24 protein-coding genes are annotated in these 24566 nt (G+C 57.0%); 6 read left to right on the top strand and 18 right to left on the bottom strand.

What is annotated here, in order from left to right; genetic code table 11:
* Nucleotides 1-13 precede the first annotated feature (13 nt).
* Complete coding sequence (gene ggt / locus HV242_RS21835) at nucleotides 14-1756, bottom strand: gamma-glutamyltransferase (RefSeq protein WP_044866049.1); 1743 nt, start codon at nucleotides 1754-1756, stop codon at nucleotides 14-16.
* 127 nt (nucleotides 1757-1883) lie between these two features.
* Here ggt and HV242_RS21840 point away from each other — a divergent pair, with 127 nt between their 5' ends.
* On the top strand, nucleotides 1884-2270 hold the full coding sequence (locus tag HV242_RS21840; protein ID WP_020884553.1) for a DUF2756 family protein: 387 nt from the start codon (nucleotides 1884-1886) through the stop codon (nucleotides 2268-2270).
* Here the strand turns inward: HV242_RS21840 and ugpQ are convergent.
* From ugpQ to livK, 10 genes are all read right to left on the bottom strand, one after another.
* A complete protein-coding gene (gene ugpQ, locus HV242_RS21845) occupies nucleotides 2251-3000 on the bottom strand; it encodes a glycerophosphodiester phosphodiesterase (RefSeq protein ID WP_050737697.1) in 750 nt (249 codons plus the stop codon). The two genes, HV242_RS21840 and ugpQ, sit on opposite strands and share 20 nt — an antisense overlap.
* Nucleotides 2997-4067, bottom strand: a complete 1071-nt coding sequence (locus tag HV242_RS21850; protein ID WP_050737698.1) for a sn-glycerol-3-phosphate import ATP-binding protein UgpC — start codon at nucleotides 4065-4067, stop codon at nucleotides 2997-2999. Before HV242_RS21850 ends, ugpQ begins: the two co-directional genes overlap by 4 nt.
* 1 nt (nucleotide 4068) lies before the next feature.
* Nucleotides 4069-4914, bottom strand: a complete 846-nt coding sequence (ugpE, locus tag HV242_RS21855; RefSeq protein ID WP_050737699.1) for a sn-glycerol-3-phosphate ABC transporter permease UgpE — start codon at nucleotides 4912-4914, stop codon at nucleotides 4069-4071.
* Nucleotides 4911-5798 (bottom strand): sn-glycerol-3-phosphate ABC transporter permease UgpA, encoded by an 888-nt coding sequence (gene ugpA, locus HV242_RS21860; protein ID WP_014171998.1) that lies wholly within the window; start codon nucleotides 5796-5798, stop codon nucleotides 4911-4913. The genes ugpE and ugpA overlap by 4 nt, the downstream gene beginning before the upstream one ends.
* Nucleotides 5799-5871: 73 nt before the next feature.
* Complete coding sequence (gene ugpB / locus HV242_RS21865) at nucleotides 5872-7188, bottom strand: sn-glycerol-3-phosphate ABC transporter substrate-binding protein UgpB (RefSeq protein WP_032679132.1); 1317 nt, start codon at nucleotides 7186-7188, stop codon at nucleotides 5872-5874.
* Nucleotides 7189-7415: 227 nt separating this feature from the next.
* The gene (gene livF, locus HV242_RS21870) at nucleotides 7416-8129 is read right to left on the bottom strand and encodes a high-affinity branched-chain amino acid ABC transporter ATP-binding protein LivF (RefSeq protein WP_181616870.1); all 714 of its coding nucleotides are present in this window, start codon (nucleotides 8127-8129) and stop codon (nucleotides 7416-7418) included.
* A 1-nt stretch (nucleotide 8130) separates the two neighbouring features.
* On the bottom strand, nucleotides 8131-8898 hold the full coding sequence (livG, locus tag HV242_RS21875; RefSeq protein WP_014172002.1) for a high-affinity branched-chain amino acid ABC transporter ATP-binding protein LivG: 768 nt from the start codon (nucleotides 8896-8898) through the stop codon (nucleotides 8131-8133).
* Nucleotides 8895-10172, bottom strand: a complete 1278-nt coding sequence (gene livM, locus HV242_RS21880) for a branched chain amino acid ABC transporter permease LivM (RefSeq protein WP_014172003.1) — start codon at nucleotides 10170-10172, stop codon at nucleotides 8895-8897. The genes livG and livM overlap by 4 nt, the downstream gene beginning before the upstream one ends.
* Nucleotides 10169-11095, bottom strand: a complete 927-nt coding sequence (livH, locus tag HV242_RS21885; RefSeq protein ID WP_020884547.1) for a high-affinity branched-chain amino acid ABC transporter permease LivH — start codon at nucleotides 11093-11095, stop codon at nucleotides 10169-10171. The genes livM and livH overlap by 4 nt, the downstream gene beginning before the upstream one ends.
* A gap of 46 nt (nucleotides 11096-11141) precedes the next feature.
* Nucleotides 11142-12251, bottom strand: coding sequence for a high-affinity branched-chain amino acid ABC transporter substrate-binding protein LivK (gene livK / locus HV242_RS21890; RefSeq protein WP_020884546.1), 1110 nt, complete (start codon nucleotides 12249-12251; stop codon nucleotides 11142-11144).
* Between the two features lie 424 nt (nucleotides 12252-12675).
* Here livK and panM point away from each other — a divergent pair, with 424 nt between their 5' ends.
* A complete protein-coding gene (panM, locus tag HV242_RS21895; RefSeq protein WP_020884545.1) occupies nucleotides 12676-13068 on the top strand; it encodes an aspartate 1-decarboxylase autocleavage activator PanM in 393 nt (130 codons plus the stop codon).
* A gap of 86 nt (nucleotides 13069-13154) precedes the next feature.
* Here the strand turns inward: panM and livJ are convergent, their stop codons facing one another.
* The 6 genes from livJ to ftsY form a co-directional block, all read right to left on the bottom strand.
* Nucleotides 13155-14255 carry a branched chain amino acid ABC transporter substrate-binding protein LivJ gene (livJ, locus tag HV242_RS21900; RefSeq protein ID WP_074172497.1) on the bottom strand — a complete coding sequence of 367 codons (1101 nt, stop codon included), beginning with the start codon at nucleotides 14253-14255 and terminating at the stop codon, nucleotides 13155-13157.
* Nucleotides 14256-14451: 196 nt separating this feature from the next.
* Nucleotides 14452-15717: a 4-aminobutyrate--2-oxoglutarate transaminase gene (locus HV242_RS21905; protein WP_032679136.1), complete on the bottom strand. Its 1266-nt coding sequence runs from the start codon at nucleotides 15715-15717 to the stop codon at nucleotides 14452-14454.
* 135 nt (nucleotides 15718-15852) lie between these two features.
* Nucleotides 15853-16710: an RNA polymerase sigma factor RpoH gene (rpoH, locus tag HV242_RS21910; protein WP_014172011.1), complete on the bottom strand. Its 858-nt coding sequence runs from the start codon at nucleotides 16708-16710 to the stop codon at nucleotides 15853-15855.
* Nucleotides 16711-16961: 251 nt separating this feature from the next.
* Nucleotides 16962-18017 (bottom strand): permease-like cell division protein FtsX, encoded by a 1056-nt coding sequence (gene ftsX, locus HV242_RS21915; protein ID WP_014172012.1) that lies wholly within the window; start codon nucleotides 18015-18017, stop codon nucleotides 16962-16964.
* Nucleotides 18010-18675, bottom strand: coding sequence for a cell division ATP-binding protein FtsE (gene ftsE / locus HV242_RS21920; RefSeq protein WP_014172013.1), 666 nt, complete (start codon nucleotides 18673-18675; stop codon nucleotides 18010-18012). The genes ftsX and ftsE overlap by 8 nt, the downstream gene beginning before the upstream one ends.
* 2 nt (nucleotides 18676-18677) lie before the next feature.
* A complete protein-coding gene (ftsY, locus tag HV242_RS21925) occupies nucleotides 18678-20132 on the bottom strand; it encodes a signal recognition particle-docking protein FtsY (protein ID WP_063858535.1) in 1455 nt (484 codons plus the stop codon).
* Nucleotides 20133-20259: 127 nt separating this feature from the next.
* On the opposite strand from ftsY, the gene rsmD reads away from it, so the two are divergent.
* Nucleotides 20260-20862 carry a 16S rRNA (guanine(966)-N(2))-methyltransferase gene (gene rsmD, locus HV242_RS21930; protein ID WP_020884541.1) on the top strand — a complete coding sequence of 201 codons (603 nt, stop codon included), beginning with the start codon at nucleotides 20260-20262 and terminating at the stop codon, nucleotides 20860-20862.
* Nucleotides 20846-21127 (top strand): DUF1145 family protein, encoded by a 282-nt coding sequence (locus tag HV242_RS21935; protein WP_014172016.1) that lies wholly within the window; start codon nucleotides 20846-20848, stop codon nucleotides 21125-21127. Before rsmD ends, HV242_RS21935 begins: the two co-directional genes overlap by 17 nt.
* Before the next feature lie 47 nt (nucleotides 21128-21174).
* On the opposite strand, the gene HV242_RS21940 is transcribed toward HV242_RS21935, so the two are convergent.
* Entirely contained in the window at nucleotides 21175-21534 is a 360-nt protein-coding gene (locus HV242_RS21940) for a DUF2500 domain-containing protein (RefSeq protein ID WP_014172017.1), read from the bottom strand.
* Between the two features lie 129 nt (nucleotides 21535-21663).
* Between HV242_RS21940 and HV242_RS21945 the strand changes: the two genes are divergently transcribed.
* Together HV242_RS21945 and zntA are read left to right on the top strand one after the other, a co-directional pair.
* Complete coding sequence (locus HV242_RS21945) at nucleotides 21664-22290, top strand: lysoplasmalogenase (RefSeq protein WP_014172018.1); 627 nt, start codon at nucleotides 21664-21666, stop codon at nucleotides 22288-22290.
* A 76-nt stretch (nucleotides 22291-22366) separates the two neighbouring features.
* A complete protein-coding gene (gene zntA / locus HV242_RS21950) occupies nucleotides 22367-24553 on the top strand; it encodes a Zn(II)/Cd(II)/Pb(II) translocating P-type ATPase ZntA (RefSeq protein WP_181616871.1) in 2187 nt (728 codons plus the stop codon).
* The last annotated feature ends 13 nt before the right edge of the window (nucleotides 24554-24566 follow it).

Genomic DNA, 24566 nt, shown 5'->3' on the forward strand with positions numbered 1-24566 from the left:
CCGGGCAATAAAATCAGAACCCCGCCGTCAAATCATCCACCGAACGCGGATCCGAGGCCCCAAACAGCGTGCCGTCCGGGCCGACCATAATGCTCTGGGTGCTGCCCATTGCCTCTTTCAGCGCCACCTTCTGTCCGCGCTGCTCCAGCAGTTTTAAGGTGTCCGGGCTAAAGCCCTTCTCAACACGCAGCTCGTCCGGCAGCCACTGATGGTGGAAACGCGGTGCGTTCGTCGCTTCGGCGACATTCATTCCAAAGTCGATGCTGTTCACCACCATCTGCAGCACCGTGGTGATAATACGGCTGCCGCCAGGGCTGCCTGTCACCAGCCAGGTTTTACCGTCTTTGACCACGATGGTAGGCGACATGGACGACAGCGGACGCTTCTTCGGTCCGACCGCATTCGCATCCCCACCCACCAGTCCGTAGACGTTCGGCACGCCCGGTTTGGCCGAGAAGTCATCCATCTCGTTATTGAGCAGAATCCCGCTGTTGCCTGCCACGATGCCTGTACCAAAGGTGGTGTTGAGGGTATAGGTCACCGCCACCGCGTTACCGTCTTTATCCACCACCGAGAAGTGGGTGGTCTGGTTGCTCTCATACGGTGCCAGCTTGCCCGGGCGGATCTCGCTCGACGGTTTGGCCTTGTTGATGTCAATCTCATCAGCAATCGATTTGGCATAGGCTTTATTGGTCAGCGCCTGCCACGGCACCTTCACGAAGTCCGGGTCGCCCAGGTATTCTGAACGGTCGGCGTAGGCGCGTTTTTCCGCCTCTGCCATCACCTGCATGGCATCCGCACTGCCGAAGCCGAACTTGTGCATATCGAAGTTTTCAAGAATGTTGAGGATCTGCACGATGTGAATGCCGCCGGAAGACGGAGGCGGCATAGAGAAAACGTCATAGCCGCGATAGCTTCCGTGAATCGGCTCACGCTCGACGGCCTTGTACTCCGCGAGATCCGCTTTGGTGATAAGCCCACCGTTCTTTTGCATCTCTTCGGCAATCTGGTCGGCAATCGCCCCTTTGTAGAACGCATCCGGGCCGTGCTCCGCAATCAGCTCCAGACTTTTCGCCAGGTTCTTCTGCACCAGCTTATCGCCCTTCTTCAGCGGTTCACCGTCTTTCCAGAAGATAGCCTTGCTGTTTTCGTGATTCGGAATCACTTCGCTGCCATAGGTTTTAAGATCGTCAGCCAGGGCGTCATTCACCACAAAACCTTCGCGGGCGAGCTTAATCGCAGGCTGTACCACGTTGTTGAGCGGCAGGGTGCCATATTTTTCCAGCGCCAAGGAGAAGCCTGCGACGGTGCCCGGCGTACCGGAGGCGAGATGCGAAGTCAGGGATTTTTTGCTGTCCGGGTTGCCTTGATCGTCAAGGAACATATCGCGGGAAGCCTGTCCGGGGGCCATCTCACGGAAGTCGATGGCGGTGGTTTTGCCGTCTTTGGTCCGCAGCATCATAAAGCCGCCGCCGCCCAGGTTCCCCGCCTGCGGATGCGTCACCGCCAGCGCATAGCCCACCGCGACTGCCGCATCCACCGCATTACCGCCCTGCCGGAGAATATCGACGCCCACTTTCGTTGCCAGCGCATCCACCGACGCCACCATACCCTGCGTTGCCCGCACGGGATGAAAAACATCTTCCTCCACGCCGTACGAGACTGGCGGAGCCGCTGGCGGGTTGGCCGCCACGCTAAATGTGCCGCCTGCCATCAGCGCGGCGATCGCTATCCAGCGCAAAAACGTTGGTTTCATCATTATTGTTCTCCAGGTGAAGAGGGCCATATTCCCCGCTTAAGCCTGGTTCACAACTCCTAAAAAATCATCGTCATGGTGAAATCAGGGTAAACTTAAGAGAAGCCTCAAAAGAAGGGAGATGACAATGAAACGCTTACTGATTCTTACGGCGCTGCTTCCGTTTGCCGCGCTCGCACAGCCACTCAATACGATGAACAACCCGAACCAGCAGGGCTACGTCATTCCAAGCCAGCAGCGTATGCAAACGGAGATGATGAGCCAGCAGCAACAGCAGAAAGGGATGCTAAACCAGCAGTTGAAAACGCAGACCCAGATGCAGCAGCAAAGCCTGCAAAACCAGATGAACACCAACACCCAGCGCATACAGCAGGGTCAGGTGCGTGAGCAGCCGCTGCCTAACCCAAACGGCGGGATGCTGGGCGGCATGACCTCGTCGGGCAGCGGACAGCAGCATATGCTGCCGTCCCAGTCACCGTCGAATGGCGGGATGCTTAATTCTTCGCAGAACTAAAGTTCGGGCCGATCACGTCAATCGCATCGGTGCAGATGCTGTCCACCCCCCAGCGCAGCAGCTCCGCCGCGCGCTGGGGTTTGTTGACGGTATAGACCAGGATATGCAGCCCCGCTTCTTTCAACATGTTCACCCGTGCCTCATCCAGCAGCGCGTGGTTCAGGTGAATCGACACACACCCTAAACGGCTGGTCAGCTCACGCCAGTCATCACGCCACGTGTCGAGCAGCAGTCCGCGCGGCAACGCCGGAACGGACGCCTGCGCCGCCTCCAGGGCATCAATGTCAAACGACGACAGCAGGGGTGGCGTCATGCCCTCCCACAGCTCACGCGCGGCCAGCGCAATGACTTTACCTGTGAGCGGCCCGGTGCCGGTGGTTGGTTTGATTTCGATATTGGCCATCATGCCGTGCAGGCGACAGCGGTCGGCCACTTCTGCCAGCAGCGGCAGCGGCTCGCCTTTGAACGCGCTGCTGTACCAGCTTCCGGCGTCGACGTTCAGCAGATCGCGCCACGGCAGGTCTCCCGCCACGCCCCAGCCATTGCTGGTGCGTTCGAGGTTGTCATCATGCAGAAGGAAAATCTCGCCGTCTTTCGATAGCTTGGCGTCGAACTCGATCATCGTGTGACCGTAATGCGCGCCCATATCGATAGCCGCCAGCGTGTTTTCCGGCGCCAGTTTACCGCCGCCCCGGTGGGCGACGATGTGGGGATAAGGCCAGTTACTCATATACGTTGTCCTGTTTCACCGTCGAATACGTGCAGGTGATTTTCCGGCAGATGCAGCCACAGCGTGCTGCCTGCTTTAGGGCGCTCCTGATGGGCCAGACGCACCACCATTTTTTGTTCACCCCAACGTCCGTGCGCCAGGTTGTCAGCCCCCAGCATCTCCAGCGTGTCCATGACCAGCGGCACGCCGCCTTCCGCCTGTGAGGTTAACCTAATATGTTCCGGGCGGATACCGAGCGTCATCTTACGCCCGGCATAGCCACGATAGTACCCGTTTACGGGCAGCACCATCCCACTTTCCAGCTCAAAGTGCGTACCGGCGCTGCTGATCCGCCCTTCCAGCAGGTTCATCGCCGGGCTGCCAATAAAGCTCGCCACAAAGCGGGAGGCCGGTTTCTCGTATACCTCCACCGGGGTGCCAATCTGTTCGGCGACGCCTTTGTTCATCACCATCACGCGCTGGGCGAGGGTCATCGCTTCCACCTGATCGTGCGTCACATACAGGGAGGTGGTTTTCAGACGACGGTGCAGCTGCTGCAGCTCAAGGCGCATCTGCACGCGCAGCTTGGCATCAAGGTTTGAGAGCGGCTCGTCGAACAGGAACACCGCAGGGTCACGCACAATGGCGCGCCCCATCGCCACGCGCTGGCGCTGTCCGCCGGACAGTTCACGCGGACGTCGCTTGAGCAGGCCATCCAGCTCCAGAATACGCGCCGCCTCTTTCACGCGCTCATCGATATGGCTTTTGCCCATCCCGCGGATTTTCAGCCCCCAGGCCATGTTCTCTTCCACGCTCATGTGCGGATAAAGGGCGTAGTTCTGAAACACCATCGCGATGCCCCGGTCCTTCGGCTCCATCTCGGTCACGCGCTGGCGATCGATCCAGATATCGCCGCTGGTCACACGTTCAAGCCCGGCAACCATACGCAGCAGCGTCGATTTGCCGCAGCCTGACGGGCCAACCATCACGATAAACTCCCCGTCCGCCACGTCGAGCGTTAACGGCTGAATGACCTGGGTTTTGTTGTCCCAGCTTTTGGTCACTGCCTGTAATTTTAAACCTGCCATCTTATTTCTCACTGTCCACTAAACCACGCACGAACGCACGCTGCATGGCTAAAACGATAACGACCGGGGGGATAAGGGTGAGCAGCATCGCCGCCATCACCTGATTCCAGAGCGTGGTGCCTTCACCGGTGGCGATCATGCCTTTGATGCCCGCCACGGCGGTGCCAAGATTGACGTCCTGAATAATCAGCAGCGGCCACAGATACTGGTTCCAGCCGTAGATAAAGGTGATGACAAACAGCGCCGCAAGGTTGGTTTTCGACAGGGGCAGCACGATGTCACGGAAGAAGCGCATCGGCGAGGCACCGTCAATACGCGCGGCCTCAATCAGCTCGTCCGGCAGGGTCATAAAGAACTGGCGGAACAGGAAGGTGGCGGTGGCCGAGGCCATCAGCGGCAGGGTTAAACCTGCGTAGCTGTCCAGCATCTTCAGGTTGGCGATCACTTCCACCGTCGGGAAAATACGCACTTCGACCGGCAGCATCAGGGTGATGAAGATCATCCAGAAGAACAGGCTACGCAGGGGAAAGCGGAACCAGACGATGGCGAACGCCGAGAGCATCGACACCGTGATTTTGCCCACCGTAATACCGAACGCCATGATGAAGCTGTTCAGCATCATCAGCCAGAATGGCGCGCTGTTAGCGCCCACGCCCTGGGTCCAGATGGTTTTCATGTTTTCGAAAAGATGCCCGCCTGGGATCAGCGTCATCGGCGTATCAAACACCGCTTTGGTGTCCAGCGTGGCGGCAACGAAGGCCACATACAGCGGGAACAGAATGACGATGATGCCCAAAATCAGCATGGTGTGGCTGAACATCGTCAGCCCGCGACGGTTCTCGATCATTGGTAGCGCACCTTACTTTCGACATAACGGAACTGCACTACCGTGAGAAGGATGACGAGGAACATCAGCACGACCGACTGGGCGGCGGATGCCGAGAGATCCAGACCGGCAAAGCCTTCGCGATAGATCTTATAGATAAGCGTCGTAGTGGCCTGCACCGGGCCACCGGCCGTGGCGGCGTCGATCACCGGGAAGGTGTCGAAGAAGGCGTAAACCAGGTTGACCACCAGCAGGAAGAAACTCACCGGGGCAATCAGCGGCAGCGACAGCCTAAAGAAACGACGGACCGGCCCTGCACCATCAATCGCCGCGGCTTCAACCAGCGAGCGCGGAATAGACTGCAGCGCAGCAAAGAAGAACAGGAAGTTGTAGCTGATCTGTTTCCACACCGACGCGAAGACCACCAGGAACATCGCCTGACCGCTGTTCTGGGCGTGGTTCCAGTCGTAGCCGAACTCCGCCAGGAAATGGGTAATCAGCCCGCGCCCTGGGTTAAACAGGAAGATCCACAGCACGGCGGCGACGGCAGGCGCCACGGCGTAAGGTAGCAGCATCAGCGTCTGATACAGACGGCTGCCGCGCACCACGTAATCCACCAGCGCCGCGAAAAAGAGCGATGCGACAAGACCGCTGACAGTGACCAGCGCGCTGAACTTCATGGTCGTCCAGAAGGCGTCGAGGTAATAGCTGTCGTGGAACAGCGCGGTAAAGTTGTCCAGCCCGACAAACTGGCTGGAAAGCCCAAACGGATCGACGCTTTGTACCGAGTACCAGAGCGCCTCGCCCGCAGGCCAGATAAAGAAGATAACGGTGATGACCAGCTGCGGCGCGACCAGCAAATACGGCAGCCAGCGCGAACGGAACACCGGACGGGATGAGGACATAGTTTAGCTCAGCGTAGGTAGCCCTCACCCCAGCCCTTCCCACAGGGAGAGGGACAGGATGAGGGTAAAATGATTAAGACTTTGTTGATTGCTCAAAGCGGCGCAGCAGCTGATTACCGCGCTCTACCGCAGAATCCAGCGCCTGCTGTGGGGTTTTCTTCCCGGTCCACACGCTTTCCAGCTCTTCATCTACGATGGTACGGATCTGCGGCATGTTCCCCAGACGCAGGCCTTTGGTGAACGGCAATGGCGGCTTGTTGAGCATCTGACGCGTCGCGATATCCGCGCCCGGGTTTTTGCTGTAGAAGCCCTGCTCGCGGGTCAGGTCATACGCAGCCGTGGTGATAGGCAGGTAGCCGGTTTTCTGATGCCATTCGGCGGCATTCTCTGGCTTCGCCAGGAAGTCGAGGAACTCGGCCACGCCCTTGTAGGTGCCCTTGTCTTTGCCCTGCATGACCCACAGGCTCGCCCCACCGATGATGGCGTTCTGCGGTGCGCCTTTCACGTCAGCATCGTAAGGCATCATGCCTACGCCGTAGTTGAATTTTGCGTAATGACGGATATCCGCCAGAGAGCCGGAAGAGGCGGTCGTAATCGCGCAGTCACCGTTGTAGAACTTCTCGGTGGATTCGTCTTTACGCCCGAAGTAGCTGAAATCGCCCTTCTTGTTGAGATCGGCAAGCAGAGCGATGTGCTTCACCTGCTCTGGCTTGTTGAACTCCAGTACCGCGTCGGTGCCGTCGAAGCCGTTGTTTTTAGTGGCCACCGGCAGGCCGTGCCAGGCGCTGAAGTTTTCAATCTGGATCCAGCCCTGCCAGCCGCTGGCGTAGCCGCACTTCATCCCCGCCGCTTTCAGCTTAGCGGTGTACGCCGCCAGATCCTGCCAGGTTTTTGGCGGTTGTTCCGGATCTAAACCGGCTTTCTTGAAGGCGTCTTTGTTGTAGTACAGCACCGGCGTGGAGCTGTTAAACGGCTGAGACAACAGATGACCGGTTTTGGAATCGGTGTAGTAACCCGCCACGGTCGGCACGAACTGCGATTCGTCGAAGTTGATACCTGCGTCTTTAAACACTTCGTAGACCGGTTTAATGGCTTTAGAGGCCATCATGGTCGCAGTACCGACTTCGTAAACCTGAAGCAGCGCAGGTGCATTACCGGTACGGAAAGCGGCAATGCCCGCGCTCAGGCTCTGCTCGTAGTTACCTTTGTACACCGGCACAATTTTGTAATCCGGATGGGTGTCGTTGAAACGCTGCGCCAGGGAGTCAACTTCTTTACCCAACTCCCCTTCCATGGAATGCCAGAACGGAATGGTGGTGACAGCCATTGCGTTCGCCGCAAAAGTCAGCCCCATTGCCAGACCCAAAGCTGTGTGTCGTAACGATGTCATTGTCATCTCTCTTATTGTGCCGGATGCGCGATATCACGCGTTTTTATGCTCGCGAGGTAACATGACATGCTCGAATGACAGAAAAATAACTTTTTCTTTACAGTGAGATGACAACAAAACGTCAGGCGGATGATGGTTGTGTGAAGGCGGTTGGGGTAAGTTCGGTGCGGTCTGGTACCCTGCATGAAAAAAGGCAACTGACGTTGCCTTTTTGCTTTTGCTTTTATCTAGCCGCCGAGATAGGCGCTTCGCACCGCTTCGTTTGCCAGCAGCGCGTCGCCGGTATCGGAGAGCACCACGTGGCCGTTTTCCAGCACGTAGCCGCGGTCGGCGAGCTTCAGCGCCTGGTTGGCGTTCTGTTCGACGAGGAAGATGGTCATCCCCTCTTTACGCAGCTGTTCGATGGTGTCGAAGATCTGCTGAATGATGATCGGCGCAAGACCGAGCGACGGTTCATCCAGCAGCAGCAAACGCGGCTGGCTCATCAGCGCGCGGCCAATCGCCAGCATCTGCTGTTCACCACCGGACATCGTGCCAGCCCGCTGAATACGGCGCTCCCACAAACGCGGAAACAGCTCATAGACCCATTTGATGCGGGACTGGTACTGGTCGCGGTCAGCAAAGAAGCCGCCCATCGCAAGGTTCTCTTCCACCGTCATGCGTGAGAAGACGCGACGCCCTTCCGGGACAATCGCCACCGCTTCACGCATGATTCTGGCGGTTTGCCAGTCGGTAATATCTTTGCCATCAAAGACAATCCGCCCGCTGGTGGCGCGCGGGTCGCCGCACAGGGTGCCGAGCAGCGTGGTTTTACCCGCACCGTTCGCGCCAATCAGGGTGACGATTTCGCCCTGATTGATATGCAGGCTGACGTCGTGCAGCGCCTGTATCTTGCCGTAGTGAGCATTAATCTTGTCGAACGTTAACATCGCTTTTTCCATCTTATGCCTCACCCAGGTATGCACGGATCACGTCCGGGTTGTTGCGGATCTCTTCCGGCGTCCCGTTTGCCAGCGGCGTGCCCTGGTTTACCACGTAGATACGGTCAGAAATGCCCATCACCAGCTTCATATCATGCTCAATCAGCAGGATGGTGGTGTCGTGATGATCGCGCAGTTCGGCAATCAACTCGTCCAGCTCTTTGGTCTCTTTCGGGTTAAGCCCTGCCGCCGGTTCATCGAGCATCAGGATTTCTGGCTGCGTCACCATGCAGCGCACGATCTCCAGACGACGCTGGTCACCGTAGGCCAGGTTGCTGGCCTGACGGTTCGCATGCTGCAGCAGGCCGATACGGTCGAGCCAGGTGGCAGCGCGGTCGAGCGCTTCATCCTGAGCACGGCGGAAGGCCGGGGTTTTCAGCAGGCCAGAGAAAAGGCCGGTTTTGAGCTGCAGGTGTTGCGCCACCAGCAGGTTCTCTATCACCGTCATCTCGCGGAACAGACGCACGTGCTGGAAGGTACGCACCACCCCCATGCGGGCAATCTGCTGGCCCGGAAGCCCTTCCAGATGCTGGTCGCGCAGCTTGATGGTGCCACCCGTCGGCTTGTAGAAACCGGTCAGGCAGTTAAAGACCGTGGTCTTTCCCGCGCCGTTAGGGCCAATCAGGGAGACAATCTCTTTCTTGTGCAGATCCAGATTCACGTTGTTGACGGCCAGCAGGCCGCCAAAACGCATCATCAGGCCGTTAACGGATAATAATGGCTGGCTCATGCCTGCTCTCCTTTCGCTTGCCCGTTTTTCAGCTTCAGCTGTGGACGGGTCATCGGCAGCAAGCCCTGCGGACGCCAGATCATCATCAGCACCATCAAACCACCCAGCATCAGCATGCTGTATTCGTTAAAGTCGCGCATCAGCTCACGGGAGACCACCAGCAGAATGGCCGCCAGGATAACGGCAAACTGCGAGCCCATACCGCCGAGCACCACAATCGCCAGTACAAAGGCAGATTCGGCAAAGGTAAACGATTCGGGGCTGACAAAGCCCTGACGCGCGGCAAACAGCGTACCGGCAAAACCGGCAAACGCGGCGCTGATGGTAAACGCGGTCAGCTTGATGCGGGTCGGGTTGAGGCCCAGTGAACGGCAGGCGATTTCATCTTCACGCAGCGCTTCCCACGCACGGCCCAGCGGCATACGCAGCAGACGGTTAATCACAAACAGGGTAAGCACCACCAGCAGCAGCGCCACCAGGTAGAGCCAAATCACCCGGTCGGACGGATCGTACTTCACGCCAAAGAAGTTGCTGAAGGTATCCCAGCCCCCTTCGCGAGCCGTACGGCTGAACTCCAGACCAAAGAAGGTCGGTTTCGGGATCTGGCTGATCCCGTTCGGGCCGCCGGTCACTTCGGTGTTGTTGAGCAGCAGGATACGCACGATTTCGCCGAAGCCTAAGGTCACAATCGCCAGATAGTCACCGCGCAGGCGTAAGACCGGGAAGCCCAGCAGGAAGCCCGCGGCGGCGGAGACCAGGCCCGCCAGCGGCAGACAGGTCCAGAAGCCGAGACCGTAATAGTGGTTCAGCAGCGCGAAGGTATAGGCCCCGATGGCGTAGAAACCACCGTAGCCCAGCACCAGCAGGCCAGACAGCCCCACCACCACGTTCAGGCCCAGACCGAGGATCACGTAGATCATGGTCAGGGTCGCGATATCGACCGTACCGCGAGAAACCACAAACGGCCACGCCACCGCAGCCACCAGCAGCGCCACGAAGAACAGCTTCTGCTTAACGGTTGAACCGTCGAGAGCCGGCAGAACGAATTTCGGACCGGAGACACTTTTCAGCGTCTTCTGGAACACAGGACGCAGCATCTGGAACAGAAACACGACCGCGGTGCCAATGAATATCCACTGCCAGCGAATGTCGGCGGCGGTATCCACCACCAGTTTTGTGCCGTCCAGCTCTAACTGGACGCCCATAAAGACGCCTGCCAGCACGAAGAACATGGCGGCAGAGAGGAGCGCCATTGCGAAATGCATCGGTTTCATACTTTCTCTACCTCCGGACGACCCAGAATACCGGTAGGCATTACCAGCAGAACCAGAATCAGCAGGGCAAACGACACCACATCTTTATATTCCGTACTCAGATACGCGGAGGAGAGCGCTTCGGCCACGCCCAGAATCAGGCCGCCAATCATCGCGCCTGGAATACTGCCGATACCGCCCAGGACCGCCGCGGTGAAAGCTTTCATCCCGGCCATAAAGCCGATGTACGGGTTGATAACGCCATAGAACTGCCCCAGCAGGACACCCGCGACCGCCGCCATCGCTGCCCCAATCACAAAGGTCAGGGCGATAACGCGATCGGTGTTGATGCCAAGCAGGCTCGCCATCTTCAGATCTTCTGCGCAGGCACGGCAGGCGCGTCCCATACGCGAGTAGCGGATAAAGACCGTCAGGGCGAGCATCGCAACGAAGGTCACCACCCAGATCACCAGCTGCATGGTGGTGATAGAGGCAGAGAAGTTCTCGCTGGCACCGACCACCCACTGACCGTTGAACAGGCTTGGCAGCGCCACGTCGCGCGAGCCTTCCGTCAGGCTGACGTAGTTTTGCAGGAAGATCGACATCCCGATGGCGGAGATCAGCGCAATCAGGCGTTTGGAGCTACGCACCGGCCGGTACGCCACGCGTTCAATGCTCCAGCCATAGGCGCTGGCAATCACAATCGCGCCGACAAACCCGGCGGCGACCAGCAGCCAGCTGCTGTCGATACCCATCATCATCAGGGCGGCGATAATCATAAAGGAGACATAGCTACCGATCATGTAGACCTCGCCGTGGGCGAAGTTAATCATGCCGATAATGCCGTAAACCATCGTGTAGCCGATGGCGATCAGCGCGTAGGTGCTTCCCAGCGTGACGCCGTTAAACATCTGCTGCAGGAAATAGAGAAACTGCTCGGACATATGCAAACCTTTTTATACCCGCCCGGCGGTCCGGGCGGTGGGATAATTATTTGGCGACCGAGGACGAACCGTCGGCGTGCCACTTAAAGACACCAAACTCAAATCCCTTCAGATCGCCTTTCTCATCCCAGTTCAGCGGCCCAATCACGGTGTTCGCCCCGTGTGCTTTTAAATCTTTCACCAGATCCAGCGGTTCTTTGCTGCCGGTGCGATCCAGCGCGGTTGCCAGAGACTGCACCGCCGCGTAGGTGATCCAGACATACGGACCACTTGGATCTTTCTTCTGCGCCTTGAGCGCGTCTACGATAGCCTTGTTCGCAGGATCCTGGTCATAGCGTTTTGGCATCGTCACCAGCATGCCTTCGCCTGCGTCCCCGGCGATGTTCGACAGGGAAGCGTTACCGACGCCTTCTGGCCCCATAAACTGGGTTTTCAGCCCGACCGAACGCGCCTGACGCAGCATCTGACCCATTTCCGGGTAGTAGCCACCGTAGTAAACAAAATCGATATTCTCTTTTTGCAGACGGGCGATCAGCGCGGAGAAATCTTTCTCGCCAGCGGTAATGCCATCAAAGAAGACGATATTCGCGCCGCCTTTTTTCAGCCCGTCCTGAACGGAACGCGCCAGGCCTTCGCCGTACTGCTGTTTGTCATGAATAATGGCGATGCGCGTCGGCTTGACGGTGTCGAGGATGTATCGGGCGGCGGTTGGTCCCTGAGACGAGTCCAGACCGGCAGTACGCATGATGTGCTGATAACCGCGCTGAGTCAGTTCAGGGTTGGTTGCGCCCGGGGTAATCATCAGAATGCCCTCGTCTTCGTAGATGTCCGACGCAGGCTGGGTGGACGACGAGCACAGGTGGCCAATCACGTACTGGATGCCATCGTTCACGATTTTGTTAGCGACCGCGACGGCCTGTTTGGGATCGCAGGCGTCATCATATTCCACGCCAACCAGCTTGTCGCCTTTGATGCCGCCTTTGGCGTTGATGTCTTTGATTGCCTGGCGAGCACCGTTGAACTCCATGTCCCCCCACTGGGCAACAGGACCGGACATCGCACCCACTACAGCAACCTTAATATCTTCCGCCATGGCTGCATGCGAAATCGCCAATGCAACCATCCCCGCGATTAACGTCTTCGCGTTCCTTTTCATCTCTGAATCCCCATTCGTGATGTCGTGTATATATTTTGTTTTATTATGGTTAAAAAGCATTCTGTACTTTTAATGCACAACGCTATTTTTACCAGCGCCTTTAATGGTTTAGCGCAGTTTTTTCATAAAAACCAGACTAAAATCTCTATTTTTCAGGCGATTAAGCAAAGATAATATTCTGAAATAGGGCAGAGATAAACAAATAAAATTGCAATTTGCAGCATAAAATAACGGTACAAAGCGCCGAATAATTCACTGCCATTCAGGTTAAAATTCTGCTTATTTTTCGATCCATGTGTTTTCAAACTGCCCTTCGCGCTGCCAAAAAACTAATCACCTGGTGAGCCGGAATAAAAAGAGGAAGCCGCTGAGGGAATAAATTGAGTACACTGCCCCTACTCAATTTGATTTGGACAAGCAGCTAATGAAACTGACTATCGTGCGTCTGGTGACCTTTAGCGACCAGGATCATATCGACCTGGGCAAGATCTGGCCGGAATATTCCCCTTCATCGCTCCGTGTCGATGAGACACACCGCATCTACGCCGCGCGCTTTAACGAGCGTCTGCTCGCCGCGGTTCGCGTGACCCTGAGCGGCACCGAAGGGGCGCTGGACTCACTGCGCGTACGTGACGTGACCCGTCGTCGCGGTGTGGGGCAGTATTTAATTGAAGAGATAATCCGTGAAAACCCGAACGTCACCTCCTGGTGGATGGCGGACGTGGGCGTGGAAGACCGCGGCGTGATGGCGGCGTTTATGCAGGCGTTAGGGTTTACGGCGCAGGAAAACGGGTGGGAGAAACGTCAGGTTTGCTGAATGCCGCCTGATGCCCTCCCCCCGCCCCTCTCCCACAGGAGAGGGTGCAAATACTAAAACGGCAACCGAAAGGTTGCCGTTTGCTTTTATTTGGCGTCGGTCGCCGTTCCGTTAGCATGCCAGTCAAACACGCCGAACTCGAAGCCTTTCAGATCGCCCTTCGCATCCCAGGAAAGCGGACCCATCACGGTATCGACAGAGTTGGCTTTCAGCCAAGTGGCAATCTCAGCCGGATCGGCTGACTGGTTCAGACCCGCCTGCAGAGACTGCAGCGCAGCGTAGGTGGTCCAGACAAACGCGCCGCTTGGATCCTGTTTCTTCGCCTTGATGGCATCTACGATCGGTTTGTTCGCAGGCACCTGGTCGTAGTTCTTAGGTTTGGTCACCAGCAGGCCTTCAGCAGACTCACCGGCGATGTTAGACAGGGAAACGTTCGCCACCCCTTCCGGGCCCATAAACTGGGTTTTCAGGCCGGCCGCACGTGCCTGACGCAGGATCTGTCCCATTTCAGGGTGATAGCCACCGTAGTAAACGAAATCAATATTCTCTTTCTTCAGACGTGCCACCAGAGTGGAGAAGTCTTTCTCACCGGCGGTGATACCGTCGAAGAAGACCACATTGGCATTGCCTTTCTTCAGACCATCCTGCACGGCACGCGCCAGACCTTCACCGTACTGCTGTTTGTCGTGAACAATCGCGATACGCTTCGGCTTCACGTTGTCCAGAATGTATTTTGCCGCGGTTGGGCCCTGGTCTGAATCCAGACCGGTGGTACGCAGGGTCAGCTTATAGCCACGAGCGGTCAGCTCCGGCGCCGTTGCAGCCGGGGTGATCATCAGAATGCCTTCGTCTTCGTAGATATCAGATGCGGGCTGCGTGGAAGAGGAGCACAGGTGGCCGATAACGTATTTGATCCCGTCGTTCACCACTTTGTTCGCCACGGCAACCGCTTGTTTCGGGTCACAGGCATCATCATATTTTACGATCTGCAGTTTTTCGCCCTTGATGCCGCCCTTAGCATTAATGTCTGCAACCGCCTGTTCTGCGCCGGTAAATTCCTGGTCGCCGTACTGTGCTACCGGACCGGACATCGCGCCCACGACAGCCACTTTAATATCGGCCTGTGCCATCGTGCTGAATGCCAACGCAATACATCCTGCCAGTAACGTTTTACCCTTCATATTCATCCTGAGATTCCCCATTATTATGGTTATTACGATTGTCGTGATGTTGTTGTGTAGCGCTTTATTTCAGTTATAGGTATGACAGTCGCGCTTTTTCAGCATACTCTGCTAAAACATACCCCATTTTTATGATTTTGGAATAGCTAATTTGAAATGAATATATGATAAGCCCGGCAGGGATCACCGCCGGGCCAGGGCTTTAACGTGTCAGCGACGCGGAGATAATATCCAGCGCTTTACGGAACTGAACTTCGGGGATGGTAAGCGGATAGAGGAAACGGATAACGTTGCCGTACACGCCGCAGCTCAGCAGCAATAGACCTTCCTGTAACGCACGCTCCTGGACCTGACGCGTGAATTCCGGCGACGGCAGTCCGGTTTGCGGGTCGTTAAACTCCACCGCCACCATTGAGCCCTGAGCACGAATATCAGCGATAAACGGACAGTCGCCCTTCGCTTTGTTCAGCACTTCCACCAGATGATGGCCAAGATGCGCCGCGCGCGTGCAGAGATCCTCTTCATCAATCACATCCAGCACGGCATGGGCTGCGGCAATCGCCAGCGGGTTGCCGGCGTAAGTCCCGCCCAGCCCGCCAGGTGCGGGGGCATCCATCACCTCCGCCCGGCCAGAGACCGCCGAGAGCGGCATCCCGCCGGCCAGGCTTTTCGCCATGGTGATCAAATCCGGCTTCACGCAATGGTGTTCCATCGAGAACAGCTTGCCGGTTCGCGCAAAGCCACTTTGCACTTCGTCGGCAATCAGCAAAATTCCGTGCGTATCGCACAGTTCGCGCAGGGCCTGCATAAAATCGGCGGGGGCAATGTTGAACCCCCCCTCCCCCTGAACCGGTTCCAGGATAATGGCCGCCACCTGGTCCGGCGCAATGTCGGCTTTGAAGATGCGTTCGAGGCTTTTTAACGCTTCTGCCGTGCTGACGCCGTACAGATCATTTGGATAGTGTGCGTGATAAACCGATCCGGGAAACGGACCGAAACCGAGTTTGTACGGCGCCACTTTCCCCGTCAACGCCATCGTCATAAAGGTACGGCCGTGGAAGGCACCGCCAAAGGCGATCAGGCCAGGACGACGGGTATACGCGCGGGCAATTTTTACCGCGTTTTCGACCGCCTCTGCTCCCGTAGAGAAGAAAGCCGTTTTGGCAGGCCCATCAACGGGTACACGTTGGTTGATGCGCTCGGCAAGCGCCACATAGCCTTCGTACGGGACAATCTGGTATGCCGTATGGGTAAATGCGTGGAGTTGTTTTTCGATGGCGGCAATAACTTTTGGATGCCGATGGCCGGTATTCAGCACCGCAATCCCGGCGGCGAAGTCGATATACTCGTTACCCTCGACGTCCCACACCGTGGCATTTTCGGCTTTATCGGCGTAGAAGTTACACATCACGCCGATACCGCGCGGCGTCGCCTGCAAACGCCGGTCATTCAGTTCACTGTTTTTCACCCTGTCCCCCTGAGAAAGTCACCTGCTTAGCGCATCTGTAAGTGTTTGCCAGGGGGAGGGAATTCGCCAGAGCGGGAGATAAAAAAACAAAACCCCCGAATTTGCATTCGAGGGTTATCGGGGACATCGCGGAAATTACGCTTCGATAGCGGCGCGAAGTTTTTTCATGGCGTTCTTTTCAAGCTGACGCACACGTTCAGCGGAGACGCCGTAGCGATCGGCCAGCTCCTGCAGCGTGGACTTGTTGTCTTCGTCCAGCCAGCGGGCGCGGATAATATCCTGGCTACGTTCGTCGAGGCCTTCCATTGCTGAAGTCAGCTTGTTCGCGGCCTGATCTTCCCAGTTATCCTCTTCAATGCCGTCAGCAAAGTTAGAAGTTTTATCCTGCAGATACAGAACCGGTGCCATTGGCTGGCTGTCAGAGCCGTCGTCGTCGGAGGACATATCGAAGGTCATGTCCTGCGCGGCCATACGGGATTCCATCTCACGCACGTCTTTGCTGGATACGCCCAGCTCGCGCGCCACCATTTCAACTTCATCCTGATTGAACCAGCCCAGACGCTGCTTGGTTTTACGCAGGTTGAAGAACAGTTTACGTTGCGCTTTTGTCGTGGCGACTTTCACGATACGCCAGTTGCGCAGCACGTATTCATGAATTTCTGCTTTGATCCAGTGCACGGCGAAGGAGACCAGTCGCACACCCACTTCCGGGTTGAAGCGACGTACAGCCTTCATCAGACCGATGTTACCTTCCTGAATCAAGTCCGCCTGCGGCAGGCCATAGCCCGCATAATTACGAGCAATGTGAACAACAAAGCGCAGGTGAGACAGGATCAGCTTTTTCGCTGCTTCCAGATCGCCCTGGTAATGCAGCTTTTCAGCAAGCTCCTTTTCTTCCTCGGCCGTTAACATCGGCCAGGTGTTCGCAGCCCGGATATAAGATTCCAGGTTACCAACAGGGGCTAAAGCTAAAGTTTGCATTTCTTTGGTCATTCATTCCTCTCAATGTTTCTTCTGGTCCAGGCTGTCCCCATCAGGCAACAACCATGCCAAAGCGTTTGAGCCACGAGATTAGCATTCACTCTTTTATCAGACAGTGATTTTATCCACAAGTTCCAGGTGCAACGGTGAATAAATTACGCACAAATTGTGACATGGAGATGATAACAGGGGAAGAGACAACAGGGACGCTTTCCCTGCAGAGCGAACATCTCGGTGCAGGGAAAGATTATATCACGCTTTTATTAGTCGGGAGTAAAGTGACGTAAATGTTGCACGGTTGCCAGCCATGCTGCCACCCAGCCGATCATCGAGCACACCAGCAGCAGTAACAGGCACTCATCGAACCCTAAGCCGCTGATATCAAACTTCGTTCCGAAAACCTGCGCTACCTCGGTTACGGCAGAGGACAGCCGCATCACCAAAATTTCTGACAATATCAGTGAAAGAAATGCGCCGGAAAAACCGAGCAATGCGCCGCCGTACAGGAACGGACGCAGGATGAAGCCATCCGTCGCACCAATCAGTTTCTGCACGTTGATGGTGTCGCGACGCGCGAAAATGCTCAGGCGTACGCTGTTACCGATGACGAGGAAGACCGCCGCCACCATCAGCACACCAATCATCGCCGCCACGCGCCCTACCAGCCCGGTCAGCGCAGCAAGACGCGCAAACCAGCTGTCATCCATGCGCACTTCATCAATCCCGTTGATACGGGTGATGCGGTCACGCAGGGTGTTGAGCGAATCGGTCCCCTGGAAATCGAGTTTCGGGATCACCACCGCCACGGCCGGGAGGGGGTTCTCTTCAAGCATGTCCAGCGCACCGCCAAAGCCTGACCAGTTACGGAACTCACCCAGGGCTTCTTCACGAGAGAGATAATTCACTTTCTCTACGCCCTGTTCGGCCTGGATTTGCCCCACAACCTGCGCCGCCGCGTTATCGTCGAGCGCCTTATCCAGATAGACCGTGATCTGCGGAGAAGGATAGTACTGCGACGCCGCCTGGTTAACGTTTTTATAGACCATGTAGCAGACGCTTGGCAGCGTCAGGGAGATGGCAATCACCATCACCGTCAGGAACGTCGCCAGCGGTTTGCTTTTCAGGTCCTGCAACGCACCGTGGAACGCATAACGCACCTGCTCGTTGAACACGTTGGTTTTGCGGGAGTTCGGCTTAGGCGCCGCTTTCGCACGCTTTGGCGCATTACGATTGCCGTCACCGCCGCCCTGCGGCTTACGGAAGCGGTCAAACCGGTTTCCGAACTGCCGAATCTGGTTTATTGCATCACGCTTATTCACCGAGGCCTCCGTGCAAATGACCGTCGCTCAGGGTCAGCATGCGGTACGAACGACGGGAAATCAGCCCGATGTCGTGCGTTGCCATCAATACCGTCACCCCAACGCGGTTAAATTCCTCAAACAGACGCAAAATCCCTTCTGACAGGGCGTCGTCCAGGTTACCGGTCGGTTCATCCGCCAGCAGTACCGCAGGTTTGTTCACCACCGCACGGGCAATCCCCACACGCTGCTGTTCACCGCCAGACAGCTGGATCGGGAAGTTCTTCGCTTTGTCCAGCAGCCCGACTTTATCCAGCGCCGCAGAGACGCGACGACGGATATCATCATAGCTGGCACCGGCAATAATCAGCGGAATGGCCACGTTATCGAAAACGGTGCGATCCATCAGCAGGTGGTGGTCCTGGAAAATCATGCCAATCTGACGACGCAGGAACGGCACCTCACGGTTTTTCAGACGGCTAATATCATGGCCGCTGAACCAGATTTTCCCGGCGCTCGGCCGCTCGATCCCACAGATAAGCTTGAGCAGGGTACTTTTCCCCGCGCCGGAATGGCCGGTCAGGAATGCCATCTCGCCTGGCTGCAGGTGGAATGTCACCCCCTGCAGCGCTTGTCTCCCACCGAGATAGGCCTTGCTGACGTGTTCAAAGCGAATCATTGTTAGTCCTCTCGGGCAAATAGTGCCTCAATAAAGTCGTCCGCTTTAAACGGACGTAAATCCTCAATACGCTCGCCCACACCGATGTAACGGATAGGAATATTGAACTGATCGGCCACGGAGAAGATCACCCCGCCTTTCGCGGTGCCGTCCAGTTTGGTCAGCGTGATCCCGGTCAGCCCTACCGCTTCATGGAACAGCTTCGCCTGGCTGATGGCGTTCTGTCCGGTGCTGGCATCAATGGTCAGCATAATTTCATGCGGTGCCTCTTCGTCCAGCTTCTTCATGACGCGGACGATTTTCTTCAACTCTTCCATCAGGTGCGCTTTGTTCTGCAAACGCCCTGCGGTATCGGCAATCAGCACATCCACGTTACGCGACTTCGCCGCCTGAATAGCGTCAAAGATAACGGAGGCGGAATCCGCACCGGTATGCTGCGCAATCACCGGGATGTTGTTACGCTGGCCCCAGACCTGCAGCTGCTCAACCGCCGCCGCACGGAAGGTATCACCTGCCGCCAGCATTACCGATTTGCCCTGCTGCTCAAACTGTCGCGCCAGCTTGCCGATGGTGGTGGTTTTCCCCACACCGTTCACGCCAACCATCAGAATAACAAATGGCGTTTTGCCTTCAATATTAAGCGGTTCGTCAACTTTTGCGAGGATTTCGCCCATCTCGTCTTTCAGCAGACCGTACAGCGCTTCGGCGTCACGCAACTCCTTGCGGCTCGCCCCTTCGGTCAGACTGGCGATGATCTTACGGGTTGTTTCCACCCCAACGTCGGCGATCAGCAGTTGCTCTTCCAGCTCTTCAAAGAGATCGTCGTCGATCTTCTTGCCGCGGAACAGACTGATAAATCCGGAACCTAAGTTTTCTTTGGTTTTGAGCAGGCTACGCTTCAGGCGGGCGAAGAAACCTTCTTTGGTGGGTTTTTCCTGCTCCTGAGCAACCTCTTCACCCTGCTCTGGTTGCGCTTCCACCGGCACGACGATAACCGCTTCTTCCGCCAGCGCCTGGGCTTCCAGCTCTTCGTCGGTAAGCACTGGCTCGTCTTGTGCTTCTTCTTCCACCGCATCAACAATTTCGACGGTTTCTGCCTCGGCCTGCCACTCCTGCGCTGAAACCTCTTCGGCTTTCACCTCTTCCGGCAGCGGCAACGTTTCATGCTCGATAATCGCCTGCGGCGTATCGATAACGTCTTCTACCACAACGGGTTCTGGCTTCTCGCTTTCCTGAACCTGTTCGGTAACTTCCACCACCTCTTCAGCAAAGGCTTCGGTCTCTTCTTTGCTGTGCGCGTGCTCTTCCGCGTCGACAACGGCGGCAGTTTCTACCGGCGTTTCAGGCTGAGACTGCTCTTCAACGGCTTGTTGTTCTTCGGTTTTCTGCTCTGTTTCTTGCTCTTTTTCACCGAAGCCCAGCCAGGAAAAGAAGCCACGTTTTTTTTGTTTTGCCATCTGCGACTACACTCCTCGCGGCGCTATATACATGGAAGCTAAAAAAATGATGAAATAGTCTAACACTTTACTTAATTGACATCACCGCCCGCAATCGCAGGCCAATTGTTAACAGAGCTTTCCAGAGATGAAGAAACCCAACCGCGCCCCAGCCGGTCAAATTCGTATTATCGGCGGCCAATGGCGAGGCCGGAAATTACCGGTGCCGGATAGCCCCGGACTACGCCCAACCACGGACCGCGTACGCGAAACGCTGTTTAACTGGCTGGCCCCCTCAATGGTGGATGCCCACTGCCTTGACTGCTTCGCGGGCAGCGGCGCGCTGGGTCTGGAGGCGCTGTCGCGCTATGCCGCCAGCGCCACGCTGCTGGAGATGGAGCGCGGCGTTGCGCAGACGTTGCAGCAAAATCTGGCAACGCTGAAAGCGACCAACGCCAAAGTAGTGAATACCAACACACTGAGCTTCCTCGCGCAAAAGGGCACGCCGCACAACGTGGTGTTTGTCGACCCGCCGTTCCGCAAGGGGCTGCTGGAAGAGACGTTATCCCTGCTGGAAAACAACGGCTGGCTGGCGGATGACGCGTTAATCTACGTCGAAAGCGAAGTCGAAAATGGTTTACCGCCGGTCCCGGTACACTGGGATCTGCACCGAGAAAAAGTGGCAGGTCAGGTCGCTTATCGTCTGTATCACCGTCAGGCACAAGGAGAATCCAATGCCAGTACTGATTAATGTGGGACGTTTGTTGATGCTGGGCGTCTGGGCATTTCTGCTCCTCAATCTGGTGCACCCGTTCCCGCGCCCGATGAACATCTTTGTGAACGTGGCCTTTATCTTTACCACCTTCATGCACGCCCTGCAGATGGTGATGCTGAAAAACGGCCTGCCAAAAGACGGTCCGCAGATGACCGGCTGGCAGCAGCTGCGCGTGTTTATTTTTGGCGTATTTGAACTGCTGGTGTGGATGAAGAAATTTAAGGCCCAGGCGAAGAAGTAAGGCGCCTCAAGCCTCAGCCTACCCCTCTCCCTGCGGGAGAGGGAACATTACCGATCTGGCGTAAACCCTTCAAACCGCGACCCTTTGTAACTCAGCATCCCTTTTTCTCCCACCGTCAGTTGATGGTACTGCTGCGCCTCCAGACGGTAGGTCATCTCCAGCCCGCCGGTTTCCGGCTTAAAGCTCGCTTCATAGCGCATGGTGGCTCCCGCCGGCGTAACCTGCTGCTGGCGCGAGCGTCGGTCATTGAGGGCTTTCTCGCGTTTATTGCTTACCACCACGCGTTTTTGCATCAGCGGCGCGGCATCGTTGTCCGCCTTCTCACGGCGCTGCTGCACGAAACGAAAGGAGGCGGCAATGACGATAATCGCCACCACGATAACGAAAAAAAGCGGCATCTTGCTCATTCAAAAATCCCATCAGATTATACGGAATTCAGGATACCTTGCCTTCCCCGGCATTGCCAAACGCCTGCCCCCATCACTACACTGAATAAGAAACTGATTATTCAGACTCAACAGTTACAGGGAGTTAATATGCTTTGGTCATTTATCGCTGTCTGTTTTTCCGCATGGCTTTACGTCGATGCATCCTATCGCGGCCCTGCCTGGCAGCGATGGTTGTTTAAACCCGTCACGCTGTTGTTACTCCTGCTGCTTGCCTGGCAAGCGCCCATGTTTAACGCCGTCAGCTATCTGGTTCTTGCCGGTCTGTGTGCGTCCCTGATTGGTGATGCCTTAACCCTGCTGCCGCGACAGCGCCTGCTGTATGCCGTTGGGGCATTTTTCCTGTCGCATCTGCTTTATACCATTTACTTCGCCAGCCAGATGACGCTCTCCTTCTTCTGGCCGCTGCCGCTGGTGCTGCTGGTCATTGGCGCGCTGTTGATCGCGGTGATCTGGACGCGTCTGGAAGAGATGCGCTTGCCTGTCTGCACGTTTATCGCCATGACGCTGGTGATGGTATGGCTGGCGGGTGAACTGTGGTTCTTCCGTCCGACGGCACCGGCAATGTCCGCGTTCTTTGGTGCCACGCTGCTGTTACTCGGGAATATCGTCTGGCTGGGCAGCCACTATCGTCGCCGCTTCCGTGCGGATAACGCGATTGCCGCCGCCTGCTACTTTGCCGGGCACTTCCTGATTGTGCGTTCACTGTATATCTAAATAAGCCTTGACTCTGGAGTCGACTCCAGAGTGTATGCTGCGGTTAATGAGAAAATTATCATTACCGGAGACTGCCATGTCGACTCCAGAAACACCTAAAAAAGTTCCACAATTCTCGGCACTTAAGCTCAGCCCTGTTCCTGCGAAGGACGACTGCTGCTGCGACGGCGCATGCGAAACGCAAAACACGCCGCCGCTCCCGGAAAGCGCAAACCGCTACAGCTGGGTGGTCAACGGTATGGACTGCGCGGCCTGCGCCCGTAAAGTCGAAAACGCGGTAAAACAGGTCCCGGGCGTCAGCCACGTCCAGGTGCTCTTCGCCACCGAAAAGCTGCTGGTCAGCGCCGATAATGACATCAGCACGCTGGTTGAAGCCGCCGTCAGTAAGGCCGGTTACAGCCTGCGCAGCGAAACCGCATCTGTCGAAAAGACGTCAGCCCTGCGAGAAAACCTGCCCATTATCACCCTTGTCATCATGATGGCCCTGAGCTGGGGTCTGGAGCAGTTTAACCACCCGTTCGGTAACCTGGCGTTCATCGCCACGACGCTTGTCGGACTGTTTCCGATTGCCCGTCAGGCCGTGCGGCTGATGAAAAGCGGAAGCTGGTTCGCCATCGAAACGCTGATGAGCGTGGCGGCGATCGGCGCGTTGTTTATTGGCGCGACGGCGGAAGCGGCCATGGTGCTGTTGCTGTTCTTAATTGGCGAGCGCCTTGAGGGCTGGGCGGCGAGTCGGGCACGGAAAGGGGTCAGCGCGCTGATGGCGCTGAAACCGGAAACCGCAACGCGGGTGACAGGCAGCGAACGCCAGACGGTGGCTATTAACACGCTGCGCCCGGGTGATGTGATTGAGGTCGCCGCCGGCGGGCGTCTGCCTGCGGACTGTGAATTGCTTACCGCCACGGCGAGTTTCGATGAAAGTGCCCTTACTGGCGAGTCGATTCCGGTTGAACGCTCAGCGGGCGAGAAAGTGCCTGCAGGCGCCACCAGCGTCGATCGTCTGGTACAACTCACGGTCCTCTCCGGACCGGGTGAGAGCGCCATCGACCGCATCCTGAAGCTGATAGAAGAGGCCGAGGAGCGTCGCGCACCCGTTGAGCGCTTTATCGATCGCTTCAGCCGGATCTACACCCCCGCCATCATGCTGGTCGCCCTGCTGGTGACAATTATTCCACCGCTGTTCCTGGGCGCAGCCTGGGAAGGCTGGGTTTATAAAGGTCTGACGTTGCTGCTGATTGGTTGCCCGTGCGCGCTGGTGATCTCCACGCCGGCGGCCATTACCTCCGGCCTGGCGGCCGCGGCGCGTCGTGGAGCGCTGATTAAAGGCGGTGCGGCGCTGGAGCAGCTGAGCCAGGTGCAACATATCGCCTTCGATAAAACCGGTACGCTGACGGTGGGTAAACCGCAGGTCACGGGCATTTATCCTCAGGAGGTCAGTGAAAACACGCTGCTCACCCTGGCCGCTGCCGTCGAACAAGGCTCCACCCACCCGCTGGCACAGGCAATAGTCCGCGAGGCGCAGTCGCGTGGGCTGGACATCCCTGCCGCCACCGCACAGCGGGCGCTGGTCGGGTCCGGGATTGAAGCCGACGTTGAAGGGAATAACGTCCTGATCGTTGCCGCGAATACGTTTCCGGCGGCCGGGCTGAGCCAGCCAGTCCAGGCGCTGGAACAGGCCGGGCAAACCGTGGTGATGGTGGTGCAAAACGGCGTGGCGATAGGGATGCTGGCACTGTGTGACACCCTGCGTGACGATGCAAAAGACGCCGTCGCCGCGTTGCATCAACTGGGCGTGCAGGGGGTGATCCTCACCGGGGATAACCCGCGAGCCGCGGCAGCGATTGCCGGTGAGCTGGGGCTGGCGTTTAAAGCCGGGTTATTGCCTGCGGATAAAGTGCGCGCCGTAACGGAACTGAACAACCATGCACCGCTGGCAATGGTGGGTGACGGCATCAACGATGCCCCGGCGATGAAAGCTGCCACCATTGGCATTGCAATGGGCAGCGGCACCGACGTGGCGCTGGAAACCGCCGACGCGGCACTCACCCATAACCGCCTGACCGGGCTGGCGCAGATGATTGCTCTGGCGCGCGCCACGCGGGCCAATATCCGTCAGAACATCGGGATTGCGCTGGGCCTGAAGGGAATTTTCCTGGTCACCACGCTGCTCGGTATAACCGGCCTGTGGCTGGCGGTGCTGGCGGATACCGGCGCGACGGTACTGGTGACGGCGAACGCGCTCCGCTTATTACGTCGACAATAACACGAGATGCCCT

It is taken from the genome of Enterobacter sp. RHBSTW-00593, assembly GCF_013784105.1.
Lineage (GTDB): Bacteria > Pseudomonadota > Gammaproteobacteria > Enterobacterales > Enterobacteriaceae > Enterobacter > Enterobacter ludwigii.